Annotated in this window: 10 protein-coding genes; 7 read left to right on the top strand and 3 right to left on the bottom strand. The window is 45.8% G+C overall.

The window, feature by feature from the left end; genetic code table 11:
* The first annotated feature begins 18 nt into the window (after positions 1–18).
* The 3 genes from GSQ66_RS10710 to GSQ66_RS10700 all read left to right on the top strand — a co-directional run bounded on the left by GSQ66_RS10710 (position 19) and on the right by GSQ66_RS10700 (position 7761).
* Positions 19–3729, top strand: coding sequence for a sensor histidine kinase (locus tag GSQ66_RS10710; RefSeq protein ID WP_238395646.1), 3711 nt, complete (start codon positions 19–21; stop codon positions 3727–3729).
* Positions 3719–7204: a hypothetical protein gene (locus GSQ66_RS10705; protein WP_162427466.1), complete on the top strand. Its 3486-nt coding sequence runs from the start codon at positions 3719–3721 to the stop codon at positions 7202–7204. Before GSQ66_RS10710 ends, GSQ66_RS10705 begins: the two co-directional genes overlap by 11 nt.
* A 134-nt stretch (positions 7205–7338) precedes the next feature.
* A complete protein-coding gene (locus GSQ66_RS10700) occupies positions 7339–7761 on the top strand; it encodes a GxxExxY protein (protein ID WP_162427465.1) in 423 nt (140 codons plus the stop codon).
* A 100-nt stretch (positions 7762–7861) separates the two neighbouring features.
* On the opposite strand, the gene GSQ66_RS10695 is transcribed toward GSQ66_RS10700, so the two are convergent.
* Together GSQ66_RS10695 and rfaD are read right to left on the bottom strand one after the other, a co-directional pair.
* The gene (locus GSQ66_RS10695) at positions 7862–8320 is read right to left on the bottom strand and encodes a YciI family protein (protein WP_162427464.1); all 459 of its coding nucleotides are present in this window, start codon (positions 8318–8320) and stop codon (positions 7862–7864) included.
* Positions 8321–8603: 283 nt separating this feature from the next.
* Positions 8604–9569: an ADP-glyceromanno-heptose 6-epimerase gene (gene rfaD, locus GSQ66_RS10690; RefSeq protein WP_162427463.1), complete on the bottom strand. Its 966-nt coding sequence runs from the start codon at positions 9567–9569 to the stop codon at positions 8604–8606.
* A gap of 22 nt (positions 9570–9591) precedes the next feature.
* Between rfaD and GSQ66_RS10685 the strand changes: the two genes are divergently transcribed.
* From GSQ66_RS10685 to lpxB, 4 genes are all read left to right on the top strand, one after another.
* Entirely contained in the window at positions 9592–10548 is a 957-nt protein-coding gene (locus GSQ66_RS10685) for an ABC transporter substrate-binding protein (RefSeq protein ID WP_238395645.1), read from the top strand.
* Positions 10545–11552 carry a FecCD family ABC transporter permease gene (locus tag GSQ66_RS10680; protein ID WP_162427462.1) on the top strand — a complete coding sequence of 336 codons (1008 nt, stop codon included), beginning with the start codon at positions 10545–10547 and terminating at the stop codon, positions 11550–11552. The genes GSQ66_RS10685 and GSQ66_RS10680 overlap by 4 nt, the downstream gene beginning before the upstream one ends.
* Positions 11553–11969 (top strand): 6-pyruvoyl trahydropterin synthase family protein, encoded by a 417-nt coding sequence (locus GSQ66_RS10675; RefSeq protein WP_162427461.1) that lies wholly within the window; start codon positions 11553–11555, stop codon positions 11967–11969.
* A 61-nt stretch (positions 11970–12030) separates the two neighbouring features.
* Positions 12031–13143 carry a lipid-A-disaccharide synthase gene (gene lpxB / locus GSQ66_RS10670; RefSeq protein WP_162427460.1) on the top strand — a complete coding sequence of 371 codons (1113 nt, stop codon included), beginning with the start codon at positions 12031–12033 and terminating at the stop codon, positions 13141–13143.
* Between the two features lie 84 nt (positions 13144–13227).
* On the opposite strand, the gene GSQ66_RS10665 is transcribed toward lpxB, so the two are convergent.
* Positions 13228–14325 (bottom strand): type I restriction endonuclease, encoded by a 1098-nt coding sequence (locus tag GSQ66_RS10665; RefSeq protein WP_162427459.1) that lies wholly within the window; start codon positions 14323–14325, stop codon positions 13228–13230.
* Positions 14326–14446: the final 121 nt, after the last annotated feature.

The raw sequence follows: 14446 nt of genomic DNA, 5'->3' as shown, positions 1-14446 counted from the left end.
GGGATAAACTGTTAGATCTTGAATCGGAAGGTAACCCCCTTTATACTTCTTTTACTGTCGTTGCTGTGTTTTATAGCTACGGCGGCTATTCATTTCTATGTAATTCCTGCGCCTTCCATATTTTCAGGGAATCAGAAAAAGCTGGGAACTATACAGGAGCGCACACTTTATTGTATTGCCAAAGCCAGAAAGCAGGCAGAAACTATAGGCCGGCAACTAAGCCCGGAAACCGTTTCCTTTTCTTCCATACTTGATAAAACGGAATATCCGACACTGGTCTACAAAAATAACCACATCGTATTCTGGTCGGCGCATGTGGCTATTACGGACCTGGATGTTGCACCGGAGGCAAAAAAGGTAGGCTTTGCAAGCAGTGAGTATGGTTCTTTTATAGTTGTACCGTACCAGGTAAAAGGCTATAAAATATTCGTCTATATTCCCCTGGAAACAGATTACCGCATTAAGAACGAATACCTGAACAAATCGCTTTCAGAAGAAATATTTGATCAGCCTATAGCCGGTATTGTTCCCGATCCGAGGATTCGGTTGCCGCAGGTAAGATCACCCCAGGGCGATTACCTGTTCTCAGTAGATCTCAACGAAAATGAAGCAGACCAAAGCAGGCAAACAACACAGCTAACCCTGTTACTGCTTGGCGTGATACTTTATGTAGCTGCAGCTGTCATTTATTGCCGGCAACAGGTACAGCATGGAAAACACGGCAAAGGCGTAATTACGCTGTTGGTCATGTTAATTCTGCTGCGCATTGTGCTCCTGGTGTTTAACCTGCCTTTTGCTATTGCTGATACAGAGTTATTCGATCCCAGACTTTATGCAGCCTCGCGCTGGTCTCCATCCATTGGCGATCTGGCACTTAATATTCTGCTGTTACTTATAGTTGCAGCGGCCGGTTTGTACCTGTTCTATAAGAACAACATACTGGCACAGCTTAAAACTATAGATATCAGTTACAGACGTCCTATCATTATAAGCTGCATCCTGGGCTTCTACCTGTTGCTTATCGTTCTGTTTCTGTTCTACTATGGCATCTACCACAATTCCCCGCTTATACTGGATATAAACCAATCGCTGGAGTTCTCGAAATACAAAATAATACTTTACAGCATAATGCTGCTGCATACTATGGCGCTGTGCGGTTTTGCTTACATGCTTACCACTACAACCATTGTTTTACTCTACAAAGAAAAGAAAGCCTGGCCTTACCGTTTATTGTTCCTGATCAGTCTGGTGTTGCTGCTGATCACTGTGCTGGCCAAAGTACAGTTCTGGGGAGTTGTTTTGATCGGTACGTTTTTCTGGATCATCATTATTTTATCGGCACAGCATAAAAATGTAGTAAGTGCGGCTTACCGTACTTACCTGTTCATTTTACTGGTTATAATGATGAGCGCCATGACAGGAGCATTTGCGCTTTTCAGGCATTACCAGAACGAGGTTAAACTATACAAACAGACATTCGCATCCAGTATTATACAGGGTAATGATGTTGTGGGCGAGTTTTTCCTGGATGAGGTAGCGGATAAAATAGCGAAAGATGGGCTGATACGACTCAAAATGCTGGGGCCTTATGTAGATGCATCTTTTATAAAACGCAAGATCTCCAAGCAGTACCTCCGCGATTATTTTGATAAGTATGAAACCAATGTGCTTCTGTTCGATAGCAAGGGTAACTCCCTGGAAAGTGCCGATACCACGGCCGCTACCTTACAGGAGCTACTTCGCAAATACGATACTCCCGAGAACCGGACCGAGCGGAAGAACCTTTTTTTAGTGCAGAACCCGGCCAGGTATAATTCGCGCTTATATCTCAAACTCATAGAAGTTCCGCTGGCTTATGGGCAGAAAGGAACTATCGTATTGCAGCTAAGCCTGCAGAAATTACTGCCTCATAGTCTGGTGCCGGAGCTGCTTTCAGGCCAGCAGCATAACCAGCCTTTCCGGATGGATTTGCTGAGCTATGCTATTTACGAGAACAGGAAGTTAAGCTACAGCGAAGGCGAATACGACTACGCCACCAACCTTAATCCCGACCACATTGGCCATTCAGAATTTTACAGAGACGGCCATAACCAGGGAGATTACCATCATTTTGGGGTGGTGGCCGGCAAGGATAAGGTGCTTGTAGTAACGAATGCGAAATACAGTGCCACCGAGGTGCTTTCCAACTTCTCTTTCCTGTTCCTTATTTTTATGGCGGGATTTATCTTGCTCGGGCTTCTCATCTTGTTATACAATCGCAACTATATCCGGGAGTTCAGGCCTAATTTCAGTACCAAGATACAGGTGTTCCTCAATTTCGGTATTCTGTTGCCTTTGCTGCTGGTTAGTATTGCTATTGCCAGTTTGGTTACGGCATCATACAAAAAGGACCTGAAAACGGCGTACGAACAGCGCGGCAAAGCCATACAGGAAAACCTGAACGCCCTTATTGGTACAGGCGTGCTGGAAAACAAGAGTGAATTACAGAAGCGGATCTCTGAAATTGCGTCTATCTCAGAAACCGATATAAACCTGTACGACCGCAACGGCCGCCTGATAACAACAAGCCAGCCGTTGATCTTCGAAGCCGGTCTGCTATCCAAGCTGCTTAATCCGGAGGCTTTTGCGGCCATTTCGGAGCGGCAGGCACTTCGTGTGTTTTTAGAGGAGAAAGCCGGTAACCTTACTTTTAATGCGGTGTATCTGCCGCTTCGGGTAAATAACGATCCGTTCACATTGTCCGGGTTCGTTGGTATACCGTTCTTTGATTCCGAAAAAGAGCTTGACCTGAAGCTGATTGATCTGATCACGACTACCATGAACATTTTTACGGTAATGTTTATCGTGTTTATGCTGCTGTCTTTCTTTGCTTCGCGGGCCTTAACGGTGCCGTTGCGCCTGCTGGCCGATAAACTGAAACGAACCTCCCTGACCGGTAAAAACGAAATGCTTGCTTATGAAGGTGCCGATGAAATAGGTATGCTGGTAAATGAGTATAACCGCATGTTGTTAACGCTGGAGCAGAACAAGCAGGACCTGGCCATACAGGAAAAAGAAGCTGCCTGGCGCGAAATGGCCCGTCAGGTTGCCCACGAGATCAAGAACCCGCTTACCCCGATGAAGCTGTCGCTGCAATACCTGCAGAAAGCCATTGCGGAGAAAAAGCCGAACACAGAACAGCTCATTGATAAGATATCGCACACACTGATTACGCAGATCAATATCCTGAGCGACATTGCTACCTCATTCTCCAGTTTTACCTCCATGCCGGAGCCTAAAGCTGAGCTGGTAGATGTAGCGGCGGCGCTACGTAAAGCGGCTGACCTGCACAACGACCCGGCTTCAGCCAAAATTACAGCCACTATACCTGCTGAAGAAGTGATGGTAATGGCTGACGAAAGTTTGCTGGTACGTACGTTTAATAACCTGCTGCTGAACGCGATACAGGCAGTGCCTGCCACGCGTAAGCCAACTATAAAAGTAGAACTGAACTATACACCGGAGCAGGTGCATATTGATATTAAAGACAACGGCACCGGCATACCGGAAGACATACGCCAGAAAGTGTTTGTACCTAATTTCAGCACCAAGTATACAGGGTCGGGCATAGGCCTGGCAGTGGCGAAACGCGGTATAGAAAATGCGGGCGGTAAGATCTGGTTTGAGACTGAAAATGGCAAAGGCACTACATTTAAGATCACGTTGCCGCTAGCACAGCATGTGTCCTAAGAGGCTTCTTGTAAGCATATTGCTGTTCTTGTTGTGCCTTCCGTTGCTGGCCCAGAAACCCCTGAGCAACAAACGCTGCCAATGGCTACGGGTAACTACGGAGCCCATGGTACTCGACTCCATGACGTTGCTGCCATCCACGGTAAAATTCTTCGGCCCTAAAAAAGACCAGTATAGTTTCGATTACAACTATAGCCGCAACGAGTTCACGTTTACCCGCTTTCCTGCCCCTGATTCTGTAGCTATAGATACGCTTGGCACCTTGCAGGCCATACCCGATTCGGTACTTATCTGTTACCGTGTGTTGCCGCTTAACCTTACCAAACCTGCTTTCCGGAGAGATGTATCACAGCTCGACATGAGCTCTTTTAACAAAGGCTTTTACCAGGAAGACATCAGTACACGCGAAGAGATTTTTAAAACACCCGGCCTGAACAAGACCGGAAGTATAAGCCGGGGCATCTCGTTTGGTAATACACAGAACGTGTTTGTAAACTCTGCCCTGAACTTACAGCTGGATGGAAAGCTGACCGATGAGATAAGTATCACCGCTGCTATTACCGACCAGAACATCCCGTTTCAGCCGGAAGGAAATACACAGCAGTTGCAGGAATTTGATAAAGTATACATTACCCTCAAACACAAACTATGGCAGCTTACCGCAGGCGATGTGGTGTTGCGAAACAAGCCGTCTTACTTTCTGCAGTTCTATAAAAATGTACAGGGCGCCGCTTTTGAAACAACTATAGGGCAGTCGCCGGAAAAGCAGGGAATTACAACTATAGCCGCATCGGCCTCAAAAGGGAAATTTGCATCACAGGAAATTCAGCCGCTGGAAGGTATGCTGGGGCCATACCGGTTGCGTGGCCCTAATAACGAGCGTTTTATTATAGTGCTGGCTAACTCAGAGCGGGTGTTTTTAGATGGCAGGTTGCTGTTACGCGGTTACGATTACGATTATGTCATAGACTATAACCAGTCAGAAATTACGTTTACAACGCGCCATGTCATCACCAAAAATTCACGGATTAAAGTTGATTTTGAGTACTCTGACCAGAACTATAGCCGCAGTATTTACCACGCCAGCCATTACCAGCAACTTAACAAACTAAGCGTTTACGGCAACTACTACAGCGAACAGGATAACCCCAACAACCTGCTTAACCTGGACCTGCGCGATGAAGACAAGGAGCTGCTGGCAAGTATTGGCGATGACCTGAACCGAGCCGTTATTCCGGGAGTGGACAGTGTAGCGTTTGACCCCAACCAGGTGCTGTATGCCCGGAAGGATACGGTAGTGAATGGCTTGCTGAGCGAGATCTATGTGTATTCGACAAACCCGGACTCGGCGTACTATAATGTGCGGTTTTCGGAAGTAGGACAGGGGCAGGGTGATTATGTAATTGCAAATACCACGGTTAATGGCAGGGTTTACCGCTGGCTGGCTCCAGTAAATGGCGTGCGCCAGGGAAACTATCTGCCGGTGCGCATTGTGCCTACACCGCGCAAGAAGCAACTGATAACCATGGGAGCCGGTTACGAACTACAGAAAGGCGTGAATGTTTTCCTGGAAGGTGCCGCCTCGCAGAATGATCTCAACCGCTTCTCTACGGTAGATGCTGCTGATGATAACGGGAAAGCCATGCGCGTAGGTTACCAGGTAGAAAATAAAGAACTAACCCTGCTCGGCAACTATAAACTGAACAGCACCCTGAATTATGAGTATACAGATGAAAACTTTGAACCCATCGACCGTTACCGCCCGATAGAATTTGACCGCGACTGGAGCCTGCAGACACCTGATCAGAAAGCAGAAGATCACATTTTTAACTTCTCGGTTGGCGCTGTTAAAGACCCGAAGAACCTGTATAGTTACCGCATCAGCAGGCGTTACCGCGAGAACCAGCTGGACGGTGTGCAGCATTACCTGGATCTGGTAAAGGAGATTGGGAGGCTTGAGCTGCGGAATAATTTCTTTTTACTGAACAGCGAACAAAGCGCTTCTCAGTCTGATTGGTACCGTGGTGATGTAGGTGCAAAGTATAAATTCAAAGGTTTTTCGCCCGGGTATGTCTATCGCTTCGATAAAAATAAGATCACAACTATAGGTTCTGACTCTTTAATAGGCTCTGCCCAGTATTTTGATGAGCACCTGTTTTACCTCGAAAGCAGTGACACAGCCCGCACCCGTTTCAGGGTAGATTATAGCCACCGAACAGACCAGCGACCGACAACTATAGGTAAGTTTGGCGCTCCGGAAGTAGGGCAAACCTATAATGCAGCGCTCAGTACTCCTATTGGTGCAGAAAGCGACCTGGCGCTGCAGGCCACGTACCGTAAGCTTAAGTTAGCAGATGGCAGGCTGGAGGAAACGATACAGAACCGTGCAGACTGGAATGCCAGTTTTTTAGATGGCAGTTTCAGGTCGGAGCTGACATATGCAGTAGGCACAGGCCGGGAGCTGAAGCGGATTTTTGTTTTCCGGGAAACGCTTCCGGGCCAGGGCACACATTACCTCCGCGAGGGAGGCAATCCCAACGACCTGAACGATTACCTGGAAGCCCAGACTGTAGACCAGCAGCGCTACATTAAAATATTTCTGCCTACCGATGAATATATTAACGCTTATACCAACCAGTTTACCTACCGCCTTAATACCAATGCACCACGCAACTGGCGGGCTGAGTCCGGAGCCAGGGGCTTTGCATCGCGGTTTACTGTACTTACGTTCATCAGTATCGATAAGAAAACAACTGACGATAACCTTCAGAACCGTTTTAACCCGTTTAGCCAGGATATAGAAGATGAGTTTCTGATCTCGATGGCAAGAACCCTGCGCAATTCGGTGTATTTTAACCGCAGCAACCCGCAGTATGGCCTGGAGTATACGTTTCAGCAGAACCAGCAGAAGTCTTTACTTGCCAACGGCTCTGAAACCCGAAATGTGGGCAGCCACAGTGTTATTGGCAGATTGAACCTGAATGAAGTGTTAAGCACAAAAGTAACGGCAGGGAAGAATGTGCGTGAAAACCAGTCGAATTTCCTGGAGTCCAAAAACTTCCGGATACGCTCAACGGAACTATCGCCGGAGCTTGCTTACCAACCTAACACTCGCCTCCGCTTTACCGGCACCTACCAGTTCTCGCACCGTGAAGACGAATTAAACCTGGAAGGAAACGACCAACAAGCAGATTTCCATGAACTGGGAATTGAAACGAAACTGAGCCAGGTAAACAAACGTGCTGCAACCGCCAACCTGCGTTACGTTAAGATCGGCTTTACCGGAGTAGAGAATTCTTTTGTGGGCTACGAAATCCTGAATGCCCTGCGCCCCGGCAACAACATTACCTGGAGCCTGAACGTGCAGCAACGCCTGAGCAACGGCCTTAACATTTCGCTAAACTACGATGGCCGTAAAGCAAATGGAATTAATGCAGTGCATACAGGTAGGACACAGGTGTCGGTGTTGTTCTAGACCAGTGATTAAGGGGATTTAACTGATTTTTCTGATTTCTGTCTAAGTAATTTAAATCTTTTAGTCGGATATTTTATGTGTTACTGAATTTAATGGTTGGTTTTATAGTTAGGCGAACAATGAATAGCTTAACTATGGATAAGTTGCAATCGGCCATAACTATAAATTCTTCATCTAACTATAAATATTCAGATCTAACTTCTCAGATTATAGGTGCTGCAATGGAGGTACATGCTACATTGAAAAATGGATTTCATGAGATAATTTACCAAAGGGCGCTTGAGAAGGAGATGGGTTTAAGAAACCTACAGGTAATCAGGGAGTACGATGCACCTGTGTATTATAAAGGCGAGAAGATTGGCAGCAGAAGAGTAGATTTCCTGGTTGAAAATAAAATACCTGTTGAACTAAAGGCAGTTACTAAATTAGAAGATGCTCACTCTGCACAAGCCATCAACTACCTGGAAGCCTACAAACTGGAAGTAGGGTTGTTGATAAATTTTGGAGCAAAGAGTCTCGAGTTTAGAAGACTTTATAATGCTAAGTATAAATCCTAACTATCATAAATAGAGTTCAGCAAAGTTGGACTAAACTGTAGCCTGATTTTATAGTTCAGACAAAAATCATAAAAATCAGCCAAATCCCCTTAATCACTGGTCAGGGATTCTGCTTTTCTATAACCTTATGCGTATCCAGGTACATCGGTAAGGCAGCTGAACCGTACCACGGATATAGTTCGATGTCAAATATCCTAGCTTTAACAGCCGGGTCAGTTTCCACTAATTTTTCCGCTTCTTCCACAGTTTTTACGTTCAGAATAAAAATGCCGCGGTAGTTCCTGTCATTTTTGCCAAGTGGACCAGCTACTACTAATTTTCCTTCTTTTGCCAGTCTGCCAATATTTTCCATGTGGCCCCGGAAGTAGCCGTTAAGTTTCTCTTTGTCGGTGGTGGTGTTGGAGCCGGTTTTAAGTATAGCCAGCACATACTGTTTCATGCCATAATCGTCAGCGCCAAGTGAGTCAGCAAGTGCTTTGTTATAGTTAGGGTTCTGCGACTGGGCATTAGCTGTAAAACCGATGCAGCAAAATATGGCTAGTGTGAAAAGGTATTTCATGGTTATGAATTTAAATGCAGCTATCAAGTTAGTTATTTAAATTAATTGTCTGAATCAGGATTTTCAGGATGAAAAGATTAACGGGATTTTAACCTAGCAGTGTGCGCAGCTACTGCAAGCGTTTGAGACATAGTTCTATAGTTTTGGTGGTCCAACCACCCCGGCCCCTACTTGTCTAAGGAGGGGGCTTTTCTGGCTGTACAATAGTTGGGGCTATAGTTTTATGTTGAACCATAATCCTGCCAATCCCAAAAACCTCCATTAATCCCGATTCAGACAATTACTAATAATACTTCCCCTGCATCAAATAACCCTGCACATAATCCTTCACGCCTTCTTCCAAACTATAGAATGGTTTATCGTAGCCGATGGAACGGAGTTTGTTCATGTTGGCTTCGGTGAAATACTGGTAGTTGTCGCGCAGGTTTTCGGGGGTGTCCATGAAGTCGATGTTTGGGGTTACGCCCATCGCTTCGAAAGTATTTAGCGCCAGTGCCATAAACGTGCGGGCCTGACCGGAGCCTAAGTTATAGATGCCGGAGTTTTTGCGGTGATGCATCAGGAACATGCAAACTTCCACCACATCTTTTACATACACAAAGTCGCGCATCTGCTCGCCGTCCTTAAAATCGGGGTGGTGCGAGCGGAACAGTTTCATGCTGCCATGGGCCTTTATTTGGTTGTAGGCATGGAAAATAACCGATGCCATTTTGCCTTTGTGATACTCGTTCGGACCATACACGTTAAAGAATTTCAGGCCAGCCCAGAAGAAAGGTTTTGCCGTTTGCTGCAAAGCCCAGATATCGAAATCGTTCTTAGAATCGCCGTAGGGGTTTAGCGGTTTCAGTAACGGAATAGTTGCTTCGTCATCGTCATAACCCAGCGTGCCGGAGCCATAAGTAGCTGCCGAAGAAGCATAAACCAACGGAATCTGATACTCGCAGCAGGCATTCCAGATGGCTTTGGAGTAGTTCAGGTTCAGCAGGTCGAATACGTCTTTGTTAAACTCGGTGGTATCGGTGCGGGCGCCTAGGTGGAAGATGAATTCTACGTCTTCGTAGTGCTTGTCCAACCACGCTATAAAGTGATCGCGGTCAACAAACTCCTTTATCTTTTTACCTTTCAGGTTATCTTCTTTTTTAGCGACAGAGAAATTATCCACCACCACGATATCATTAAAGTTCGCTGCATTCAATCGGCTTACCAGGCAACTGGCAATAAACCCGGCAGCACCGGTTACTACGATCATAGAATTAGGGCTATGTTAGATTTTGCGTAAATTTACGAAAATATCAAGAGCAGGTCCTGCCCCGATGAAGAACAAAACTATAGTTTATACTTTACACTTGCTGTGTTTTATAGTTGCAGGGCTAACTATAGTTGGTTGTCAGCAAAAACAGGAGCAGGCAGGGCAGGAGCAGGGCATAACAATAACCGATGACCTGGGCCGCGAACTACACCTGGCTAAACAACCAGAGCGTGTTTTCGGCTTCACATCGGCGATGACCGAAATGCTGTTTGCTATAGTTGATACCGCCAACATCATAGCCAGAACACCAGATTGCGATTACCCTGCCGCCGTTTACACCAAACCTGTCGTCAGCAATTACCCCGTAGATCTGGAACAGGTGCTCGCCCTGAAACCCGACCTGATCTTTACCAGCGAAGGGATGACACCATTGGATGATGCTGCCCGACTGGAAGAACTGGGCATTCCGGTATATTACCAGAAGTACAGAACCGTAGAAGATGTACTGAAGGGTATAGAAGACATTGGCCGTATCATGGGACGTGAGCAGGTAGCTAATCACTTGGCAGATTCCCTGAGAAAAGAAGTAAAGCAACTCGAAGCCAACTATAAAAACCATCAGAATAAGCTTCAGGTGCTGACGATAACCTGGACGGACCCGATCTATGTGTATGGGAAAAACACGCTGCTGACAGACAAGCTCCGCATTTTAGGAGCTGAGAACGCGGTAAAGGAAACATTCGACCAGCCTTACCCGGCGCTTACCCGCGAGTATATTTTAAAGCTGAACCCCGATGTGTTGATGGGCGGCACGAAAGAGAAACTGGAGCAAACCTTTTTCAGCCAGTACCCGGAACTGCGCAAAATAAAAGCCTACCAGACCAACAGAATTTACGCGCCAACCGGCAACCTGATAGAGCGGCCGGGACCAAGAATTGTGGAATCGATCAGAGAACTGGAAGGATTTCTGTACCCATGATGCGCAGCCTGTACTTTATACTTGCGCTGCTGCTCATTGCTATAGTTATAGTTTTGGGCCTGCAGGTGGGTTCTTTTGAGTCGGATCTTTCAACTATAGCCGAAGCCTTCCTGAACTATAACCCCGACAATACTACCCATTACGCTATAGTTCATCTGCGTTTGCCGCGCTTGCTGCTGGCTTTGGTGGTGGGTGCTTCGCTGGCTTTTTGCGGTTATCTGATGCAGGCCATGGTGAACAACGGGCTGGCAGATCCTTATTTGTTGGGAACGGCTTCGGGGGCTTCGTTAGGTGCGGTGCTGGTTTTCTTTGGGTTTGTGGAGATAACGGTTGGTAGTTTTTACATGCCGCCGGTGCTGGCCATGGCGGGTGCTTTTATAGTTACGCTGGTGGTGGTGGTACTCGGTTACCGCAAACGCCAGTTGATTCCTGCGCAGTTGCTGCTGGCTGGTATTGCTATCAGCTCGCTTTGTACGGCTATGGTGGGTTTGCTTACTTTTCTCTCTGATTCGGAAGGCAAACTGAAGTCGGTTATTTTCTGGAGTATGGGGAGTTTTGAGCGGGCCAGCTGGACCTTGCTGCCATACCCGGCTGTGGCGCTTATAGTTGCGCTGTTTCTTTTCGCCTTCCTGCAAAAACAGCTGAATATACTCATGCTGGGCTCCGAAAGGGCGCAGGCGCTGGGCGTGCAGGTGTCGCATACGCGCTGGGCTATACTTGTTACCGTTTCTATAGTTACGGGCTTTGCCGTGGCTACTTCCGGGCCTATCGGGTTTGTGGGGCTTATTGTTCCACATGTAACGCGCGGGCTGCTGGGCACTACTGGCAGGAGCAACCTGCTTTTCTGCGCTTTTGTGGGCGGTTTGTTCATGCTGCTCTGCGATTTACTCTCCAGAATAATATATCCGCCCACCGGACTGCCAATTGGAATCATCACATCGTTCTTTGGTGTTCCTTTCTTTGTATATTTGCTGTCCAGAAAAAATTACAAGTTTAGCAGTTAAATGATTTACGTTAGCAGATTAGAGCATTTTAATGCAGCCCACAAGCTGCACAACCCGAATTGGTCGATGGAGAAGAACAAGGAGGTATTCGGGCCGTGTGCAAATACCAACTGGCATGGGCATAATTATGAGCTCATAGTTACCGTAAAAGGCAAGCCGGAACCCGATACCGGTTTCGTGATCGACCTTAAAAAGCTAAGCACTTTAATTCGTACGCACATCATAGACAAGGTTGACCACAAAAACCTGAACCTGGACGTGCCTTTTATGGAAGGCAAACTGGCCAGCACCGAGAACCTGATCGTTGAGTTCTGGAACATCCTGGCGCCACAGATAGAGCAGATATCCAACGCAAAACTGCACAGCCTTAAACTTTACGAAACCCCGCGCAACTACGTGGAGTACTTCGGAGAATAATTTCCTTTTAATTTTAGTGCGCTTATACCTGTTCAGGTAGCCCATTACGTTTCTGCATTACATGAAATACTACATTATAGCTGGCGAGCGATCAGGTGATTTGCATGGTTCCAATCTTATTAAAGAACTCCGGAAGAAAGACCCGGGGGCTGAAATACGTGGCTGGGGCGGCGATATGATGCAGGAAGCCGGCATGGAGCTGGTGCGCCATTACCAGGACATGGCTTTTATGGGCTTTGCCGAAGTGGCGAAAAACCTGCGCAAGATTTTTGGCTACATGAAAGAAGCCAAAGCCGACATCGCCAACTATAAACCCGATGTGGTGATACTGGTAGATTATGCCGGTTTTAACCTGCGCATCGCCAAATTTGCCAAAAGTAAAGGGCTTAAGGTTTTCTATTACATCTCCCCGAAGGTCTGGGCCTGGAACCAGGGACGTGCCCACAATATTAAAAAAGTAGTGGACCGCATGTTCGTGATCATGCCGTTTGAGAAGGAGTTCTACAAGCGCTTTGATTACGAGGTAGACTACATCGGCAACCCGGTTTCGGATTCGGTAACCGACCACGTGGCCAATCCGGATTTCAGGCTTAAGAACAGGCTGCTCAACAACAAACCTATAGTTGCCATATTGCCCGGCAGCCGCGCCCAGGAAATTGAGAACATGCTGGATGTGATGCTGAGCGTGCTCCCGTCGTTTCGCGATTACCAGTTTGTAGTGGCCGGCGTGTCTACGTTTGGCAAGGAGTATTACGAGCAGTACAACAAAGACAAGAATATTAAAATAGTATACGACCAGACCTACGACCTACTCTCGCACTCGGTAGCAGCTTTGGTTACGTCGGGCACAGCCACTCTCGAAACAGCCCTGTTTAATGTGCCGCAGGTGGTATGCTACAAAACCAGTAAAATATCTTACACCATTGGGAAGCTGGTCATAAAAGTACCTTACATTTCGCTGGTAAACCTGATTGCCGGCAAACAGGTAGTCACCGAACTGATTCAGGACGATTTTACCGGAAAACAGGTAACAGCCGAGCTAAAAAGCATCCTCTTCGACAGGGTCTTCATCAAAAAACAAAAGGAAGGCTACGCCCTTGTGCGTGAGAAAATAGGAGAGTACCGCACCGCCGAACGCGCCGCTGAATTGATGGTGGGTTATTTGAGGGGGTAGAGTAGTACTTCCTTAGAAAAAGTAAGGCCCACATTCTACTTATCATAGAGGAATGTGGGCCTAATTATTTATCGTTAATTAAATCTACGTTGTTGCCTTTTTAGAATCATACCCTGTTGCCGTTGCAATTAACTGCTCTGTATATAAATAGATATCATCTAAGGAAGTTAATTCGTGCCTGGTTTCCTTTCTGTTTTCATCGAACACGACAATACTTTTCTTAATACCTTCCAGGAATAATCTGCAAACAGGTTTTCTGTTATTATCATCTACTAATACACTGAAGTAACTCTGTGCATCCCGGTAAACGATTCTGTTTATATCGAACTGAGTTCTCAGAATAGAGCGAACAATATAAAATGCTTCTTTCTCAAGCTCTGTAGTCACTACCTTACTTTCAGCAGATTCTTCAGGTAGAACAGCATCCTTTTCAGGCGTTAGGGATACTGTATCCGCAAAGTCTCGCTTAGCTTCATTCTGAAGTGCTGATTTCAATCTGTCAGAAATTAAGTCGCTCACATACTGATTTAGAGCTTTTTTAACTATACCTGTAAACTGCTCCATTACTTTGGCTGTCAATACACCTGAATGTATCTGCTTGGCAAAGTGTCTGACAAAAGCATCTGTTGGATTATTCATTTCTTCCAACATAATCTTTTTGATTTCCCGATTATATTTTAGCTCGGTGGCAGCATTCAAGATCTTGTCAATATCAAATGTGCTTTTATGATATTTTTTTAATTCTGCTACGGCAACATCAGTAATCTCAGTGATATTAAACTCCCAGAAGGGCTTGTCATCCATCTTATTCGGTTCTATCAAGTCAGTATAGAACTTATAAATTATACCATTAGTAAGTATGCCAAACTTAGAGGTGGTAACATGGAAATATCGGTGCAACTGACTGTTATGTACATTCAGATCTTCTTTCCAGTGCTTACATTCAATAATAATGATGGCTTTATCATCTTTGAAAATACAGTAATCAACCTTTTCTCCTTTCTTTATGCCCAAGTCAGCAATGAATTCCGGAACTACCTCATGTGGATTGAAAACATCATAGCCTAAAGCCGCTATAAAAGGCATAATAAATGCATTCTTCGTTGCTTCTTCAGTATGGATACTGTTTTGCAGCCTTGTTACCTTTTCAGATAGTGCTTTGATTGAGTCTATAAAGTCCATTTTCTGTAGTTTTGGTTGATGTCAATTAAATATATTAATTTCTTAATTATTATACAACTATAACCTAATATAATAATGGAATATTATAAATTCATCATGCCGCAAGTTTAGCGCCAGCGCA

This window comes from Pontibacter pudoricolor (assembly GCF_010092985.1).
GTDB lineage: Bacteria > Bacteroidota > Bacteroidia > Cytophagales > Hymenobacteraceae > Pontibacter > Pontibacter pudoricolor.
Note: the sequence above shows the minus strand (reverse complement) of the source record. Positions and strands in the feature narration are given on the sequence as shown.